At 60.6% G+C, this 15098-nt stretch carries 16 protein-coding genes; 9 read left to right on the forward strand and 7 right to left on the reverse strand.

All coding sequences use genetic code 11. The features are described from left to right. Window positions 1–66: 66 nt before the first annotated feature. Window positions 67–1698 (reverse strand): amidase, encoded by a 1632-nt coding sequence (locus tag EI290_RS13035; protein ID WP_125430962.1) that lies wholly within the window; start codon window positions 1696–1698, stop codon window positions 67–69. Window positions 1699–1928: 230 nt separating this feature from the next. Between EI290_RS13035 and EI290_RS13040 the strand changes: the two genes are divergently transcribed. Then, complete coding sequence (locus EI290_RS13040; protein ID WP_125430964.1) at window positions 1929–2333, forward strand: hypothetical protein; 405 nt, start codon at window positions 1929–1931, stop codon at window positions 2331–2333. Between the two features lie 16 nt (window positions 2334–2349). Here the strand turns inward: EI290_RS13040 and EI290_RS13045 are convergent, their stop codons facing one another. Then, entirely contained in the window at window positions 2350–4497 is a 2148-nt protein-coding gene (locus EI290_RS13045) for an AsmA family protein (RefSeq protein ID WP_125430966.1), read from the reverse strand. Between the two features lie 130 nt (window positions 4498–4627). Here EI290_RS13045 and EI290_RS13050 point away from each other — a divergent pair, with 130 nt between their 5' ends. The 4 genes from EI290_RS13050 (at window position 4628) to EI290_RS13065 (ending at window position 6978) form a co-directional block, all read left to right on the forward strand. Continuing rightward, a complete protein-coding gene (locus EI290_RS13050; RefSeq protein WP_125430968.1) occupies window positions 4628–5182 on the forward strand; it encodes a DinB family protein in 555 nt (184 codons plus the stop codon). A 24-nt stretch (window positions 5183–5206) separates the two neighbouring features. Beyond that, window positions 5207–5785: a 2'-5' RNA ligase family protein gene (locus tag EI290_RS13055; protein ID WP_125430970.1), complete on the forward strand. Its 579-nt coding sequence runs from the start codon at window positions 5207–5209 to the stop codon at window positions 5783–5785. A 107-nt stretch (window positions 5786–5892) separates the two neighbouring features. After that, window positions 5893–6360 carry a hypothetical protein gene (locus EI290_RS13060; RefSeq protein ID WP_246008946.1) on the forward strand — a complete coding sequence of 156 codons (468 nt, stop codon included), beginning with the start codon at window positions 5893–5895 and terminating at the stop codon, window positions 6358–6360. Window positions 6361–6507: 147 nt separating this feature from the next. Beyond that, window positions 6508–6978 (forward strand): hypothetical protein, encoded by a 471-nt coding sequence (locus EI290_RS13065; protein WP_125430972.1) that lies wholly within the window; start codon window positions 6508–6510, stop codon window positions 6976–6978. Between the two features lie 97 nt (window positions 6979–7075). Here EI290_RS13065 and EI290_RS13070 read toward each other — a convergent pair whose 3' ends face one another. Next, window positions 7076–7837, reverse strand: a complete 762-nt coding sequence (locus EI290_RS13070; protein WP_125430974.1) for an SDR family NAD(P)-dependent oxidoreductase — start codon at window positions 7835–7837, stop codon at window positions 7076–7078. 71 nt (window positions 7838–7908) lie between these two features. Continuing rightward, window positions 7909–8325 carry a helix-turn-helix domain-containing protein gene (locus EI290_RS13075; protein ID WP_125430977.1) on the reverse strand — a complete coding sequence of 139 codons (417 nt, stop codon included), beginning with the start codon at window positions 8323–8325 and terminating at the stop codon, window positions 7909–7911. A 139-nt stretch (window positions 8326–8464) separates the two neighbouring features. Here EI290_RS13075 and EI290_RS13080 point away from each other — a divergent pair, with 139 nt between their 5' ends. The 3 genes from EI290_RS13080 to EI290_RS13090 all read left to right on the forward strand — a co-directional run bounded on the left by EI290_RS13080 (window position 8465) and on the right by EI290_RS13090 (window position 11867). Then, window positions 8465–9367 carry a helix-turn-helix domain-containing protein gene (locus EI290_RS13080; RefSeq protein WP_125430979.1) on the forward strand — a complete coding sequence of 301 codons (903 nt, stop codon included), beginning with the start codon at window positions 8465–8467 and terminating at the stop codon, window positions 9365–9367. A gap of 393 nt (window positions 9368–9760) precedes the next feature. Beyond that, window positions 9761–10609 carry an SDR family oxidoreductase gene (locus EI290_RS13085; protein ID WP_125430981.1) on the forward strand — a complete coding sequence of 283 codons (849 nt, stop codon included), beginning with the start codon at window positions 9761–9763 and terminating at the stop codon, window positions 10607–10609. Window positions 10610–10808: 199 nt separating this feature from the next. Beyond that, window positions 10809–11867 (forward strand): N-acetylmuramoyl-L-alanine amidase family protein, encoded by a 1059-nt coding sequence (locus EI290_RS13090; protein WP_246008947.1) that lies wholly within the window; start codon window positions 10809–10811, stop codon window positions 11865–11867. Between the two features lie 93 nt (window positions 11868–11960). On the opposite strand, the gene EI290_RS13095 is transcribed toward EI290_RS13090, so the two are convergent. Continuing rightward, window positions 11961–12290 carry a hypothetical protein gene (locus EI290_RS13095; RefSeq protein WP_125430983.1) on the reverse strand — a complete coding sequence of 110 codons (330 nt, stop codon included), beginning with the start codon at window positions 12288–12290 and terminating at the stop codon, window positions 11961–11963. Between the two features lie 146 nt (window positions 12291–12436). On the opposite strand from EI290_RS13095, the gene EI290_RS13100 reads away from it, so the two are divergent. Then, window positions 12437–13345: a DUF3667 domain-containing protein gene (locus tag EI290_RS13100; RefSeq protein WP_125430985.1), complete on the forward strand. Its 909-nt coding sequence runs from the start codon at window positions 12437–12439 to the stop codon at window positions 13343–13345. 96 nt (window positions 13346–13441) lie between these two features. Here the strand turns inward: EI290_RS13100 and EI290_RS13105 are convergent, their stop codons facing one another. Further along, window positions 13442–14413: a deoxyhypusine synthase family protein gene (locus EI290_RS13105; RefSeq protein ID WP_125430987.1), complete on the reverse strand. Its 972-nt coding sequence runs from the start codon at window positions 14411–14413 to the stop codon at window positions 13442–13444. A gap of 151 nt (window positions 14414–14564) precedes the next feature. After that, window positions 14565–15080, reverse strand: a complete 516-nt coding sequence (locus tag EI290_RS13110; protein WP_125430989.1) for an STM3941 family protein — start codon at window positions 15078–15080, stop codon at window positions 14565–14567. Between the last annotated feature and the right edge of the window lie 18 nt (window positions 15081–15098).

Raw genomic sequence — 15098 nt, forward strand, 5'->3', positions numbered from 1 at the left:
AGGCACTCCAGCGGCGGAGTGCCTTTGGTGCAACTGCTTGCCCTAGCTATCCGTCAGCCTGGGGCGCTACCCAACAAAGGGCGCTTTGAACTCCGGCGCTACGCGCTTTTTCGAGGCCTGCTCGTAAGCGTAGGCCAATGCCAGCAAGGGACCTTCCTGGTAGGCTCCTCCCACGAACGAGAGGCCCACCGGCAAGCCATGGACCTGCCCCATGGGTACCGTAATGTGGGGGTAGCCTGCCATGGCTGCCGGGGAGGAAAAGCCCGGCCCGCCGCCCGAGTCGCCGTTAATCAGGTCAATGCAGCGGGCGGGGGCATTGGTGATGGCCACAATGCCATCCAGCTTTTCTTTGCGCAGTACACTGTCCAGGGCGGCTTTGGCCCCGTCGTGCGATTTGCGCAGGGCTTCCTGATACTTGGAGCTGCTCAGCCCTTCCAGCTTGTCGGAGGTTTCCAGAATTTCCTGCTGGAAGAAGGGCATCGCCTTGGGTTTGTTTTCGACGTTGAAGCGGATGACGTCGGTGAGGGTTTTCACGCTCGCGCCGGCCGTGGCCAGGTACTTGTTCACGCCGTCTTTGAACTCGTAAAGGAGCACGTCGTACTCGGCCTCGCCCAGCGGGTCGGTCTGTTTTTCCACCTCTACCTCCACTACGGTGGCACCCTGGGCTTTGAGCACTTCCAGCGCGGCTTTTAGCAGCGGTATGGCATCAGAAGAGCCCTTCAGGTGGTTTTTTTCCACGCCCAGGCGTTTGCCTTTCAGCCCGTTGGCATCCAGAAATTTCGTGTAATCAGCCTGAATCCTGCCGGTGCTTTCCTTGGTAACGGCATCCTGGGCATCCTCGCCGGCCAAAGCACCCAGCAGCAAAGCCGCGTCGCGGACGGTGCGCGTCATGGGGCCGGCCGTATCCTGGGTAGCCGATATGGGAATGATGCCCGCCCGGCTCCACAACCCCACCGTAGGCTTCAGACCCACCAGCCCGCAGCATGAGGCCGGCGACACAATGGAGCCGTCGGTTTCGGTACCAATGGCCAGGGCACAGAGGTTGGCCGCTGCCGCCGCGCCCGAGCCCGAGCTGGAGCCGCTGGGCGTACGGTCGAGGATGTAGGGGTTTTTGGTCTGGCCGCCGCGGCTGCTCCAGCCGCTGGTGCTGCGCGTGGAGCGGAAGTTGGCCCATTCGCTCAGGTTGGTTTTGCCCAGCACAATGGCCCCGGCCGCCCGCAGCTTCTGCACAATAAACGCATCCTGCCGGGCCTTGTGCCCAGCCAGGGCCAGGGAGCCGGCAGTGGTTTGCTGCTGGTCGGCCGTATCAACGTTGTCCTTCACCAGCACCGGAATGCCGTGCAGGGGGCCACGCAGCTTACCGTTTTTGCGCTCCTCGTCCAGTTGGTCGGCCAGCTGAAGAGCGTCGGGGTTGGTTTCCAGCACGGCATTCAGCCGGGGGCCGGCTTTATCGAGCTGCTCAATGCGCTGCAGGTACAGCTCCGTGATGCGGCGGGCCGTGAGCTGGCCGCTTTTCATTTTCTCCTGCAAATCTGCCACGGAAGCCTCGTGCAGCTCAAAAGCGGCATCAGCAGCGGTAGTGTCCGCTGCGCCGGCCGAAGCTGGCTTCTCGGGACTGGTAGAGCAGGCGCTTAGGGAAACAGTGGAAAGAGCAAGCCCGGCGAGGGAGCCATTGCGCAGGAAGATTCGGCGGTTCATGGAGTACGGATTTAGGCTGGTAAGGTAATCGGGAAATGTATCTAACCTATAGTTGTCCGCGTATTTATCTGCCCATATACCCGTATACATGTTCCTACACCCTATTGCGTTATGGTAGTATATTTACCTGTTCAGTATGCAGCGTTTGGGGACGTCGTTTGTCTTTTATTTCCTTGCTCTAACGCCTGCGTACCGCATATTGTACGCTACCCTACCTACCAGTGCCTGTTATGCAACTTGAACTTATCCTGGAAAATGATAATCTGACCATAAGCTACGACCACGACAACCACTGGCTGTACGTGAACTGGCAGGGCTTTCACAACCAGGAGTCCTCGCGCCAGGCCTGTCTGCTGATCCTGGAAGTTATGCGTCGGCGTCCGGCTGCCAAAATTCTCAACGACAACTCCAACATCACCCACACCACCGTTTACCTCACCAGCTGGAGCCTTAACTGGCTGCAGGAAATGTATGCGGCCGGCCTGCGCTACTTGGCGTGGATTTATGCTCCGGAATTTCCGGAGCGCAAATCCACCGATGCCATCGTGCAGTACATTGAGAATCCCACCGTGGCCTCCTTCGATGACCTGGCTACGGCCTACAACTGGCTGCGGCGGCAGCGGGTTGGCACATGAGCCACAGCACGGCAGGCTACTCGGCTTCGCTGAGCTTTTTGGCAATAGCCCCGGGCACGCCGGCACTCGTGAGCAGGCCGCTTACCAGGCCCTGCCGCCAGAGCGAAAACACCGAATAACGCCGCTCCCGGTCGGAGCGGATGCGGCCGGGCACCACGGCACCGCCCGGCCGCCGGGGATTATCATCCCGAATAACCAGGCCGTTGATAAGCGTGGTTTCGATGCGGTGCAGCACTCCGGGCTGGTTTTGGCGGTTTAGGCGCTGCAGGTTCAAGCTGGTATACTCACCCCACATGGTGCCCCGGGCCTCTGTTTTGTTCAGGCTCATCCGGAAGCGAATCTGCCGGATTTGGCCGCTCCGGAACTTCAGGCCGCGGGTTGGCACCGTCATGGAGTTGAGAATGGCCAGGGGGGCCGCCCCAAACGTACCGCTTATGGTATGGTAGCCACGGGAATCCAGCAGGTTGGCCCGAAGCTCGAGGCGGGCCCGGCACTGCCCCTGCAGCCACCCGGTAGCCTCACCGGTAAGGGGGTGCGCGGCACTCATGCGGGCCGGGTCATTGCTGAGGTTGCGCAGCGTACCCCCAAACCGGGTAATCTGCATGGTTCCGGGTTGGGCCTGGCGCGGAGCCCGGTAGAGCATAGTGAGCGTAGCCCGATTGATTTGGAGCCGTTGGAGGGCGAAACGGAACGGCAGGCGGCCCAGCGCCTCCGGTGTAACCCGGGAAATGGCGGGGTTCATCGGGAAGCGGCCGTCGCTGCGGGTGCTGACGCGGGCATTCCGGATGAGCAGGGTTGTGGCCTTTAGCTCCCCCTGGTTTATGGCCGCCGGAAAGTCGAGCCCGGTTAGCAGCAGCTCCGGCAGCCGGGCCGATACGTGGGCAGCCTGATGGCCTTTGCGGCGGGCCAGCTCCACCACCGACAGGGTGGGCACCACCAGCACCTGAGCCAGCCGCAGGTGGCCGCGGCGGGAATCGGCCTGCAGGCCCTGCCACGAAAGGTGGTAGTACGGGGCATTGAGCGTGGCGGTGACCCGACCGGTCTGCAGCTTCCACTGCCGGGCGTAGTACATACCTTGCGGGCGGCCGGCATAAGGCAGCACCTGCACGGAAGCTCCCTGCAGCCGCACTCCTGCCACTGCCGGAGCCAGCTCGGTACCAGCTACGCGCACTCTGCCATCAACAACCAACAAAGCCTGCAGTCGGCAGACCCGCAGGTAGGGCTGCAGTACCTCGTGCAGGCTGGGCGGCTTCCGGGCGGGCAGCGTGAGGGCTAGCTGCGGCGAGAGGATGCGTAAGGTATCGGCCTGAAAATGCCGGTGCGCCAGCCGGGCACCATCCAGCCCCGAGAGGAGCAGCCGGGGCAAGGCCAAGTGAATTCGTACGGTGGGGCTGCGCCGGTCCGTAATGGGCTGAAGGGGCCGGATAAGCAGCGAATCAACCAGCAGCCGGCGCTTCACCGTGGAAGCCTCCAGCCCCACGAGCCGGACGGTATGGCCTGGCACCCGCGCCAGCAGGCCACGGACCCGGGCCACTGCTTGCCGGGCGTAGCCAATTCGGCCGGAGTCGGCGGCTCCGGCAGCGCTCAGGCGTACATCCTGCAGCGCCAGCGAGGCATCGGCAACCTGCGCCCATGGCCGGGCCGGGGAGCCGTAGCTGCCCCGCAGGTGCCGGACTGCAAACCAGCCAATGCGTAGTCCTGCAACCGGCAGCTGCTTGTGCAAAGGCTTGGTGCCAGCTCCGGCAGGCAGGCCCCTCAGCTGCACAGCCACTGACTCCAGCACAAGGCTGTCAACAATTACCTCGGAGCGGCGCAGCAGCGCGGTCCACCCTACCCCTGCTATCCGAATCCGGCCCACGGCCAGCTCCACCCTGGGCAGGCGCTGCGAGTCGGGGGCGGCCGCTACCGTGCGCACCCGCACGGCCTGCGCCTCGGCACCCAGCGGCCACAGATGCGTGCGCAGCCGCCCGATGCGCAGGTGGTAGCGGCCCTGGCTGGCTTCCAGAACCCGTTGCTCCACCGTACGCTGCAGCCAGGGGTCGAGCCACCAGGTGAGGCCGCCCCACACCAGCAGCAGCAGCATTGCCCCTGCCGCCAGCCAGGGCACCCAGCGGCGCCGCGGAGCCGGGGTGGCAGTAAGCGTAGGAGAAGGAGTTGAGGGCACGGCACCGCTTACGCAAGAGCTGGCGCCAAGGGTTGTCTGGCCGGTTTGCGGTGGCCCACCTTTCCAAGCAGAATACGCCCGTAACTCCTACCTTAGCCCCCGTCGTTCCTGCTCATACTGCTTCCTGTCTATGCTGCTGCCTCCCTCCTCCAACGACCCCGCCGCGGCTGTGCTGGCTTCCATCAGCCACACGTTCCGGAGCTACAAAACCCTGGCCGACCGGGCACTGGCTCAGCTCACTCCGGCGCAGTGGCTGGCAACTCCCTCGGCCCAGAGCAACAGCGTTGCCGTGCTGGTGCAGCACATGGTGGGCAACCTCCGCTCCCGCTTTACCGATTTCCTGACCTCCGACGGCGAGAAGCCTACCCGCCAGCGGGACCAGGAGTTTGAGCAGCCGGCCACGGCGGCAGCGCTGCCGGCGCAGTGGGAGGCAGCCTGGCAGATTCTCTTTGATGTGCTCGACCACTTGGCCCCCGCCGACCTGCTACGGACCGTGTACATCCGGGGCGAGGCGCATACGGTCCTGCTGGCTTTGCAGCGGCAGGTAGCTCACTATGCGTACCACGTTGGTCAGATTGTGCAGCTGGCCCGGGAATGGCGCGGGGCCGAGTGGCAAACCCTGAGCATTGCCCGGGGCCAGAGCGAAGTCTTCAACGCACACATGCGGGCCCAGGCCAACCACTAGCGCGTGTTTTCAGTTATACGTCCGATGCTTGCAATTACCTCTCTTCTGAACTCCCAGAACGCGGACCGGATTAATCGGCTCATCAAAAGCCTGGAATCCGAGTTTGGGCTGGATGATGTGCAGGCCACGCCTGATCCGCACATTACCTACCAGCTGGCCGGCGTCCGGAAGCTGTCGGCCCTTAAGCAGGTTATCCGGGATGTGGCCCGCCACACCCAGCCCTTCGTGGCCCATACCACCGGGCTGGGCGTGTTTCCGGGGCCTAACCCGGTTATTTATATTCCGGTGCTGCGCTCCGATGCGCTCAACCATCTGCACCGGCGCATTTTGCGGGCTACCGCTCCGCTCTGCCTGCGCACCGACAAATTCAGTGGCCCCGACTGCTGGCTGCCGCACATTTCGCTGGCTCTGCACGATACCACTCCCGAGCTGTTGGGCCCCGTGATGCAGTACCTCAATCAGCAAACCTTCAACCTGAAGCTGTCCATTAACAACCTGGCTATTCTGCGGCAGGAGGAAGAGCGGTTCGTTCCCGAGAAAATTTTTGCCTTTGAAGGCCACAAGCACGAGCCCATTCCCTCCTTGTTTGAGGCAGCCGGCTAAGCCATGGGTGGGCGCTGCCGGCCCAGCCCAACACCAAAGGCCGGCAACAATGCGCCACCCCTGCTACCTTTACCCCCTTCCACTTCACCCTTTCACCGTTTCTGCTCATGTACCTGTACCAAACCGTACTGTTGGTTCACTCCTGGACGCGCTGGCTCGTCCTGGTTTTTGGTTTGATTGCCATTTTCCGGGCCTTTACGGGCTGGCAGGGTCGCAAGCCTTTTGCCGGGGCCGACAACGGCATGGGAGCCGCTTTTGTGGGCTCCATGCACCTGCAGCTGCTGCTGGGTATTATCCTGTATTTCATTAGTCCGGTAGGCATTAAGGCGTTTGAAACCGCCGGCAGCGCTGTAATGAAGGACCCCACCAGCCGTTTCTTCGCCGTAGAGCACCTCACCGGTATGCTACTGGCAGTAGTAGCCGCCCAGGTAGGCCGCACGTTGTCCAAGAAAGCCACTGATCCGGTGCTCAAGCACAAGAAGGCATTTACCTGGTTTTTAATTGCATTAATTCTGGTATTGGTTATGATTCCCTGGGGAATATGGAATCCGGAACGCCCGCTTTTTCACGTGTAATTTGGTTGAGGCGGGGCAATTACGCCATTTAGCCGCCTTGCAGAAAAGGTCAGCCCGCGAGCTGACCTTTTTTTATTATTCCGTGATGCAGTCATGGACAAATAGCTATATTGCCGCTGTTCTTTTCCCACCTTACCATCTACACACGTGAACAAACTTCTCCCCTTTAGCCTGCTGTTGCTCGTGGGTTGCGAGCAGTCCGTTGCTCCCACCCGCCCCGCCGTAGTGCAGCAGCAATCCAGCGACGCCGCGCAACAGGACCCCAGCACCGACTCCTACATGCGGGGCTTTGCCAAATATGAGCAGTGCCTGTGGGGCGACGGGGCCTGCGCCGTGGCGGCCACGCCGGACATGACGGAGCGCACCAGCGGCCCGGCCATCCGCACGCCCCGGGTGCGGCTCACACTCCGGCAGCAGCGCCTCGATGTGCAGTTCCTTACCCCCTTCGATGCCAACGTGCGCGCCATCACCATCCGGCCCGCGGATGAGTTTTTTGTGGCCCAGCCCGAAACCGATGCGCTGGGGGCAAGTGCCATTAAGATCCGGCGCGGCACCTACCCCATTGATGCCCGCATGGGCCAGTACGGCGGAGTTCACTTCAATGTGCAGGTATACTAACTGCTCCACCTTTTACTGCTGCTAACCGCCAACAGCCCGGCCGCTTCCGTAAGCAGGAAGTGGCCGGGCTGTTGGTTTGCGGCGGATGCAGGCTAGGCTAAATACCCTGGCCGCCCGATACTTCAAGGCGCTGGGCATCAATCCAGCCGGCTTCATCGGTGCAGAGGAAAGCCACTACCGGCCCGATGTCGGTGGGTAGCCCCACCCGGCCCAGGGCCGTGAGGCTGGCAATGTGGGCGTTGATTTCCTTGTTGTCGCGGGTGCGGCCTCCGCCAAAATCGGTTTCGATGGCACCGGGAGCTACAATGTTCACGCGGATGCGGCGGCCGGCCAACTCCTTGGCCTGGTACTTGGTCAGGGTTTCCATGGCCGCCTTCATGCTGGCGTAGGCGGAGGAGTTGGGGTAGATAATGCGCGTCAGGCCCGACGAAATATTGATAATGCCGCCTCCATCGTTCAGCAGTGGCAGCGCCTTCTGGGTCAGAAAGAACGGGCCTTTGAAGTGAATGTTCAGCATGTCATCGAACTGCTGCTCCGTTACCTGGTCATAAGGCTGATACAGCCCCGTGCCGGCGTTGTTGATGAGAAAGTCGAACCGGTCGGTGGCAAAGGTGCTGCTTAGCGTGGCGTTTACCTGCTCAAAGAAACCATCGAAGCTGCCGATGTTGGAAGCGTCGAGCTGCAGGGCAGCGGCGCGGCGGCCCTGGGCCTGTAGCTCGGCTACTACGGCCTCGGCCTCATCCTGCTTGCTATGGTAGGTCAGAATCACGTCCAGGCCTTTCTGGGCCAGGTGTTGGGCCATGTTTTTGCCCAGGCCGCGGCTGCCGCCCGTTACCAGGGCTATTTTGGTGGTGCTCATAGTTTCAAGGGGTTAACTGATGAAGCAAAGGTCCTGTCTGGTCGCCTATCCTTTCTGGTGAGTAGTTCAGATTAACTGGTGACAGTTTCCGAAGTTTCGGCCCGCTGCCCAGCCCACAGCTCCTCCCGGTACTGCCGGGGCGTAATGCCCACGAAGCGCTTGAAGAACTTGGTGAAGTTGGAAGGGTCGTAGGTGAGCTGGGCGGCTATTTCCGCCACCGACTGCCGGGGGTTGCTGAGCAGCTGCTTGGACACGGCTACCAGCTTACGCTCATAAATGGCACAGGGGGCCTCGCCGGTGGTGAGCTTGAGGGTGTTGCTGAGATGAGTAGGATGAATGCAGAGCTGCCCGGCAAAATCCCGGATTTCCAGCGCCTCCGTGGCCCGGCCGGCCACTAAATCATCTACGTGGGCGTGCACGAGGCGGGTAAAGTCGGCCGTTATTTCGTGCTGGCGGGCCAGAATTTTCTTGGGTAAGGGAACAGGCATCGTATCAGAAAGCAGGGTGACAACCAACTAGACGATTACTTACGGCTATTATTTAAGTAGCGCGGTTAAACGTGTGTAACTAACCGCGGAAAAAAACCATCTGGCAGGCTGAATAGTTTGATTTTTGTAATTGCTCGCCATGCCCCAGCCTACTACCCTTGAAGAGTTCTACCGCCAAAAAATTCATTGGCTGCCCGATAACCTGCGCCAGGATATCGGGCATTTCAACGTATTCCGGCTCGATGACTTTGTGGGGCCGAATGCCTGCCACCTGCCCTATAGCCGCAAAGACTTCTACAAAATTACGCTGGTGCGGGGCCGCAGTAACTACCACTTCGCCGATAAAACTGTGGAAATCCGGGGCAATGCTCTGCTCTTTGCCAACCCGCTGGTACCCTACCACTGGGAGCCGCTGGACGACGACCAATCGGGGTACTTCTGCATTTTCACGGAGGCCTTTTTGCAGCGGCATCCGGTAGCCGGGGCCTTGGAGCTACCCATGTTCAGGCCGGGCGGACAGCCGCTCTACTCGCTCACCGATGCCCAGCTGGCCAGTACCACCCAGCTGTTTGAGAAGATGGCTGCCGAACTGGATTCGGATTATGCATTCAAATACGACTTACTGCGGAACTACGTGTTTGAGTTGGTACACAGCGCCCTGAAGCTGCAACCAGCCACCACGCTCTACCAGGAAAGTAACGCCGCCACCCGCATTGCCTCGCTGTTCACGGAGCTGCTGGAGCGGCAGTTCCCCATTGAAACGCCGGGCCAGCAGGTACGCCTGCGCAGCGCCCAGGCCTTTGCCGGGCAGCTGGCCGTGCATGTTAACCACCTTAACCGCGCCCTGAAGGAAGTAACTGGCAAAACTACCACCCAGCTCATTGCCGAGCGGCTGGTACAGGAGGCCCACGCCCTGCTCAGGCACACAACCTGGAATGTGGCAGAAATCAGCTACTGCCTGGGGTTCGAGGAACCGGCCCACTTCACCAACTTCTTCCGCAAGCGAGCGGGCACTACGCCTACCGCCGTGCGTACTGTTTGATTTTCGCAAGTATCCGTTTGAATGAGGTAAGCCGCTGGCCTCTGCCCTGCTCTAGTTTTGCAGTGTACCATAACACTCTACTCATGAGCAACTGCCTGAACCGGTCTGTGCCGCGCCGTATCCGGCCGGCCCGTGCCTGCCTCAATCAACCTCCGCCGACGCGAAACGCTGCTGGGGCCCCGGCCCGCCTCACACCCTAACAGCGGCCGGATGCGGCGTGGAGGGGAGGGGTATGTTATGATTTCGTTTTTCTGGGCACCGGCTGCAATAAAACGGCCTAGTGCGCGTCTGCCTACCTAGCCACTTCACTGCACACTGCCTTTCCTATGCTGTATCAATTTGCAAGCCTCGCCCTGAGCGATTCGCTGACGTATCACGAAAACAAGCAACTGAATGATTTCTCACAACATCTGGTTTGTGACCGGCGCCTCCAGGGGCCTGGGCCTGACCTTGGTAAAGCATCTACTGGCCCTCGGCTATACGGTGGCGGCCACCTCCCGCAACCTGACCGAGCTCCAACAAGCCGTGCCGCCTAGCAACGGCCGTTTCCTGCCCCTGCACATGGACCTGGGCAACGAGGATAGTGTGCGGCAGGCCATCGAAACCACCATCAGCACCCTGGGCGGGCTGCATGTAGTGGTGAACAATGCGGGCTACGGCCAGGTGGGCGCACTAGAAGAGCTTACCGACGCGGAGGCGCGTCGCAACTTTGACGTGAATGTATTTGGGCTGCTGCACGTGCTGCGGTACGCCACGCCCCATCTGCGCCGACTAGGCCGCGGGCGGGTGTTTAATATTTCCTCGGTGGGGGGCTTCACGGGCAATTTTCCGGGCTGGGGTATTTACTGCGCCACCAAATTTGCGGTGGCTGGCCTCACCGAATCGTATGCGGCGGAAGTACAGGAGTTTGGTGTGCAGGCCAGTGTGGTGTACCCCGGCTATTTCCGCACCGACTTCCTAACCAGCGGCTCGCTGGGCACACCCCAGCACCCTCTGCCCGAGTACCAGTCGGTACGCGACTCCCAGACAGCCCACGAGCAGCAGATAAACGGCCACCAGCCCGGCGACCCGGCAAAAGCTGCTGCCGCCCTCCTGCGGCTCAGCGAAACTGAGCGCCAGCCCCTGCATGTATTTCTGGGAGCTGATGCCTACCAGCTAGCCGATCAAAAAATAGCTTTGGTGCAGCAGCAGATGCAGCACTGGCAGGAGCTGGCTGCTACCACTGGTTTCGGGGAAGCCTAGCAACATCGTGCTTGTAGCATGCAAAAAAGGCCCGCAGCTGGGCTGCGGGCCTTTTTTATTCGTAATCCGAAGATTTACTGCCTTTTTTGCATTCTGGTACCACCTATTGCGTGAGCCGCCAGCCCCCGTTGCTGCCCTAGAGTTTTGGGGTGCACACGCCCGGACGCTGGTTTTGCCCACTCATTTACGCCTTCTGTCATTGCGCACCGCTGCCCTTCTTGTTCTGCTTATCCTGATTTCCGGTGGTGCGTTTGGCCAAACCAGGGCCCGCAAAGCAGTAGCCCGGCGCGGCGACGGAGTACAAGTACTGCTGCAGCGCTACGGCCTTAACACCCGCCAGCAGCAACAGCAGTTCCGGCAGCTGAATGCTGGCCGCCTGACGCCGGCCGGTGGCCTGGTGGTGGGCCGGAGCTACGTGCTGCCTGCTCCCGCATCCAGCATGAAACCCGCTGCGCCCGGGCGCAAAACAACTGCCCGCCTGCGTGCCTCCACTCGTGCTGCCCGGGGCAAAAGCACCCAGCCCCTGCTTCCGGCCACCTTGTTTGGGGCGGGCTACAGCCCGGTTCCGGTGCGCGACCGGGCCCTGCGGGGGGCCGTGTATTACCTCTCGCCCGGGCATGGCGGCCCCGACCCCGGTGCCATTGGCAAGTACGGCTCTTTCAAGCTGGCCGAAGATGAGTACGCCTACGACGTGACCGTGCGCCTGGCCCGGGTACTATTGGAGCACGGCGCCACCGTGTATGTGCTAGTGCAGGACCCCAACGACGGTATCCGGGACCAGAATGTGCTACCCGTCGATTACGACGAGGTGACCTACCCGCGCCAGGTGATTCCGCTGAGTCAGCTGGGCCGCCTGCGTCAGCGCATTGCGCAGGTAAACAAGCTCTACGCCCACCATAAAGGAGCCTACCAGCGCCTGCTGAGCCTGCACGTAGACAGCCGCAGCGAGGGCCAGAACATCGACGTGTTTTTTTACCACCACGCTAACAGCACGGCGGGGCTGCGGCTGGCCAAAAACATTCATAAGGTGTTCACCAACCGCTACAAGCGGGCCCAGCCCAACCGGCCCTATTCCGGCAATGTATCGGAGCGCGGCAGCCTGTACGAGGTGCGCACCAGCCACGCCCCGGCAGTGTTCATGGAGCTCGGCAACATCCGCAACGCCAAGGACCAGCGCCGCTTCGTGGTACCCGACAACCGCCAGGCTTTGGCCAACTGGATTTACGAGGGCCTGCTGGCCGACTATACGGGGAGGTAGCCGTAAAAGATGAATGCTGAGTTATGAGAGATGAATTGTTGGCTGTACTGGCCCGACAATTCATCTCTCATAACTCAGCATTCATAACTCCATTTAGGGGTTCATCAGCAGAAACAGTAGGTTGTGGTAGAGAATACCCTGCTCCCCGTCGTGGATGCCGTCGAGGCCGGCGTCTTCCAGTAGGGCCTCCACTTCTTCATACTCCTCCAGAAAGTCAATTTCGGGCTCTTCTTCGTCGGGATGCTGGGTATGCGTGAGGTAGCGCCGTTTCGGCTCCAGGGTGATGAACAGCTTACGAAAGCGCGTCTGGGCAATAAGCAGGGCCTCGTACGTAGCTATTTCATCCTCATCAATGTGCACGTACACCGTGGTTTTTTCACTCTCGGGCGTGTGATGCAGGAAGCTGGCCAGGTCGATGCTCATAGCAGTGGGGCTGAGGGTGAAATACTGGCCGAAGGTACGGTATCCGGACGCGGCAACCCTAATCAGTCAGCTCCCAAGGGTAGTTACTTAACAGACAACCACATGGTTTTTCAGCTATATTTCCAGGGCACTACTGGCTACCTCCTATGCAGACGCTTACCCAACCCCTTCCTTCCCACGTTTCGGATGCTCCGGCGCTGGCATCCGAACCCGTGGCACCGCATATCTGCCTGAACTGCGACTCTCCGGTGCCCGACCGGTATTGCGGGCATTGCGGGCAGGACGCACTCCATACCCACCGCCTAACCATGGCCGATATGCCCCACGACGTGCTGCATTCCATCTGGCACGTGGATAAGGGTATTCTGTACACGCTGAAAACCATGGTGCGCCGCCCGGGCCCCACTATCCGGGCCTACCTGGCCGGCAAGCGCGTCGACCATTTCCGGCCGCTGTCGTTGCTGTTTCTGGTGACGGGCGTGTACGCCTTGGTGTGCTCGGTGCTGCACATCCAGTTTCTGCCGCCCCGCGACCCTGCCATACCCGAGGCCGTGTGGCAGATGCAGCAAACTTCTACCACCTTTTTCATGAAGTACCTGAGCTGGTTTTACGTAGCTATGGTGCCGGTATGGGCACTGATGGCGCGGTGGTTTCTGCGGCGTGGGGGCTACAACTACGCTGAGTGCCTGATTATTGCGGCCTTTATTACGGCTATCTGCAACTTCTTTGCTTTGCTATACGTGCCGGTGCTGTACCGGTACAGCGGCACCCCCCACATTGGTACTGCCAGCGTCCTGTTCATCTTGCCGGTGGTGGCTTACGCTACCTGGGCGTACGGCAGCCTACTTGCGCACACCAGCCTCAGCCTGGCTCGCCGCATGTGGTGCGGCTTTATGACGTATATGCTGGGCTACCTGGTGTGCGTGCTGGCCATTGTATGTACCACCTACGCCCTGAACTGGTCTACCTTCAAGGAAGCTATGCGGCAGCAAGTAAAGCAGCAGATGGAGCAGCAGGCCCGGGCCGCCAAGGCTACCGCACCCACGCCACAGTAACGCCCAGGCTTCCCGAATAGAATAGCCGAACGCAAAAGCCCGCCGCTGAATGTCAGCGGCGGGCTTTTGCGTTCGGCTATTCTATTCGGGAGGCGCTTATTGGCCCAGTACCATGGCAAACACCAGTGGGGCTACAATGGTAGCGTCCGACTCGATGATGAACTTAGGCGTATCCTGGCCCAGCTTGCCCCAGGTGATTTTCTCGTTGGGCACGGCACCGGAGTAGCTGCCGTAGCTGGTAGTAGAGTCCGAAATCTGGCAGAAGTAGCCCCACAGCGGCACGGAGGTACGGCCCAGGTCCTGGTGCAGCATGGGCACCACGCAGATGGGGAAATCACCGGCAATGCCGCCGCCAATCTGGAAGAAGCCGATTTTGCTTTCTTCGGTAGCCTGCTGGGTGTACCACTCGGCCAGGTAAATCATGTACTCAATGCCCGTGCGCACGGTGTGCACATTCTTCACGTCGCCCGAAATGACGTGGCCGGCAAAGATGTTGCCCAGCGTAGAGTCTTCCCAGCCGGGGCAGATGATGGGCAGGTTTTTCTCGGCGGCGGCCAGCATCCAGCTGTCCTTGGGGTCAATCTGGTAATACTGCTCCAGCTCACCCGACTTCAGGATCTGGTAGAAGAACTCGTGGGGGAAGTACCGCTCGCCGGCCTTATCGGCCTTCTCCCAAAACTTCAGCACCGAGTGCTCCAGGCGGCGCATGGCTTCTTCCTCCGGAATGCAAGTGTCGGTTACGCGGTTCATGTGGCGCTCCAGCAGGGCCTGCTCGTCGGCGGGCGTCAGGTCGCGGTAGTTGGGCACCCGCTCGTAGAAGTCGTGGGCCACCAGGTTAAAGATATCCTCCTCCAGGTTAGCCCCGGTGCAGCTAATGATCTGCACTTTATCCTGACGGATCAGCTCGGCCAGCTGAATGCCCATTTCGGCGGTGCTCATGGCCCCGGCCAGGGTAATCATCATTTTACCGCCCTCGGCCAAGTGCTTGTTATAGCCCTCAGCGGCATCAATCAGGGCAGCGGCGTTGAAGTGGCGGTAGTGGTGCTTGAGGAAGTTGGTTACGTTCATCGAATCGTAGGTTCAGTGGTAGTGGGTGTCGGTGTTCTATCGGAAAAAGGGCCGGAATCGTTCAATATGGCAGGCAGTTGGCGAAGATTCTGCACAGGGTGCTACTGCGGCTGGGTTGCTTGCCATAACACGCCCCGGGCCGGTGAATACGCTACGGGCTGGCAGGCGAAATAGGTGGCTGCACCTGCGCAGCGGCGCTTTGCTTCAAAATGTACTCCAACAGCTGTTCCGGGTTCAGATTTACACCGCTCAGGTTCACGGACAGCATCGTGAAGCCCAACGCGGCGTTGGCGCTGGCCAGTCTGCGCTTCAGTGGCGGCAGGCGGCGCACGTACGCTTCCTCATTGTACAGCTGCAGGCAAATGAAGTACTCGTGGTTAATGCCCCGCACGTAGGCATTGGCAATATCGGTCCAGGGAATGAGGCCCACGCCCAGGGTGCGGTCCAGGATGCCCGCATCCGATAGTTGCAGGCGGGGCCGGGTATCAAAAAACTGCCAAACGCCTACTACTGCGCACATGCCAAAAAAGGCAATGCTCACCAGCCCTAGCCCCCATTTGCCCTCAGTCACAATCATAAAAACGCCCATGGCCACAAACACCAGTCCGCCCAGCGTGAGCAGAGCGTAGCGCCAGCGCGAGTTGTGGAATATGAGATTCTCAGTCATAGCGTGGAATGGGCATTA

It is taken from the genome of Hymenobacter metallilatus (assembly GCF_003944705.1).
Classification (GTDB): domain Bacteria; phylum Bacteroidota; class Bacteroidia; order Cytophagales; family Hymenobacteraceae; genus Hymenobacter; species Hymenobacter metallilatus.

Excerpts from the sequence above, each read along its gene's own strand:
- EI290_RS13105 (WP_125430987.1), bottom strand. The coding sequence starts at position 14,413 with ATGAACGTAACCAACTTCCTCAAGCACCACTACCGCCACTTCAACGCC.
- EI290_RS13060 (WP_246008946.1), top strand. The coding sequence starts at position 5,893 with ATGTACCTGTACCAAACCGTACTGTTGGTTCACTCCTGGACGCGCTGG.
- EI290_RS13040 (WP_125430964.1), top strand. The coding sequence starts at position 1,929 with ATGCAACTTGAACTTATCCTGGAAAATGATAATCTGACCATAAGCTAC.
- EI290_RS13095 (WP_125430983.1), bottom strand. The coding sequence starts at position 12,290 with ATGAGCATCGACCTGGCCAGCTTCCTGCATCACACGCCCGAGAGTGAA.
- EI290_RS13080 (WP_125430979.1), top strand. The coding sequence starts at position 8,465 with ATGCCCCAGCCTACTACCCTTGAAGAGTTCTACCGCCAAAAAATTCAT.
- EI290_RS13100 (WP_125430985.1), top strand. The coding sequence starts at position 12,437 with ATGCAGACGCTTACCCAACCCCTTCCTTCCCACGTTTCGGATGCTCCG.
- EI290_RS13035 (WP_125430962.1), bottom strand. The coding sequence starts at position 1,698 with ATGAACCGCCGAATCTTCCTGCGCAATGGCTCCCTCGCCGGGCTTGCT.
- EI290_RS13085 (WP_125430981.1), top strand. The coding sequence starts at position 9,761 with ATGATTTCTCACAACATCTGGTTTGTGACCGGCGCCTCCAGGGGCCTG.
- EI290_RS13070 (WP_125430974.1), bottom strand. The coding sequence starts at position 7,837 with ATGAGCACCACCAAAATAGCCCTGGTAACGGGCGGCAGCCGCGGCCTG.
- EI290_RS13075 (WP_125430977.1), bottom strand. The coding sequence starts at position 8,325 with ATGCCTGTTCCCTTACCCAAGAAAATTCTGGCCCGCCAGCACGAAATA.
- EI290_RS13050 (WP_125430968.1), top strand. The coding sequence starts at position 4,628 with ATGCTGCTGCCTCCCTCCTCCAACGACCCCGCCGCGGCTGTGCTGGCT.
- EI290_RS13055 (WP_125430970.1), top strand. The coding sequence starts at position 5,207 with ATGCTTGCAATTACCTCTCTTCTGAACTCCCAGAACGCGGACCGGATT.
- EI290_RS13110 (WP_125430989.1), bottom strand. The coding sequence starts at position 15,080 with ATGACTGAGAATCTCATATTCCACAACTCGCGCTGGCGCTACGCTCTG.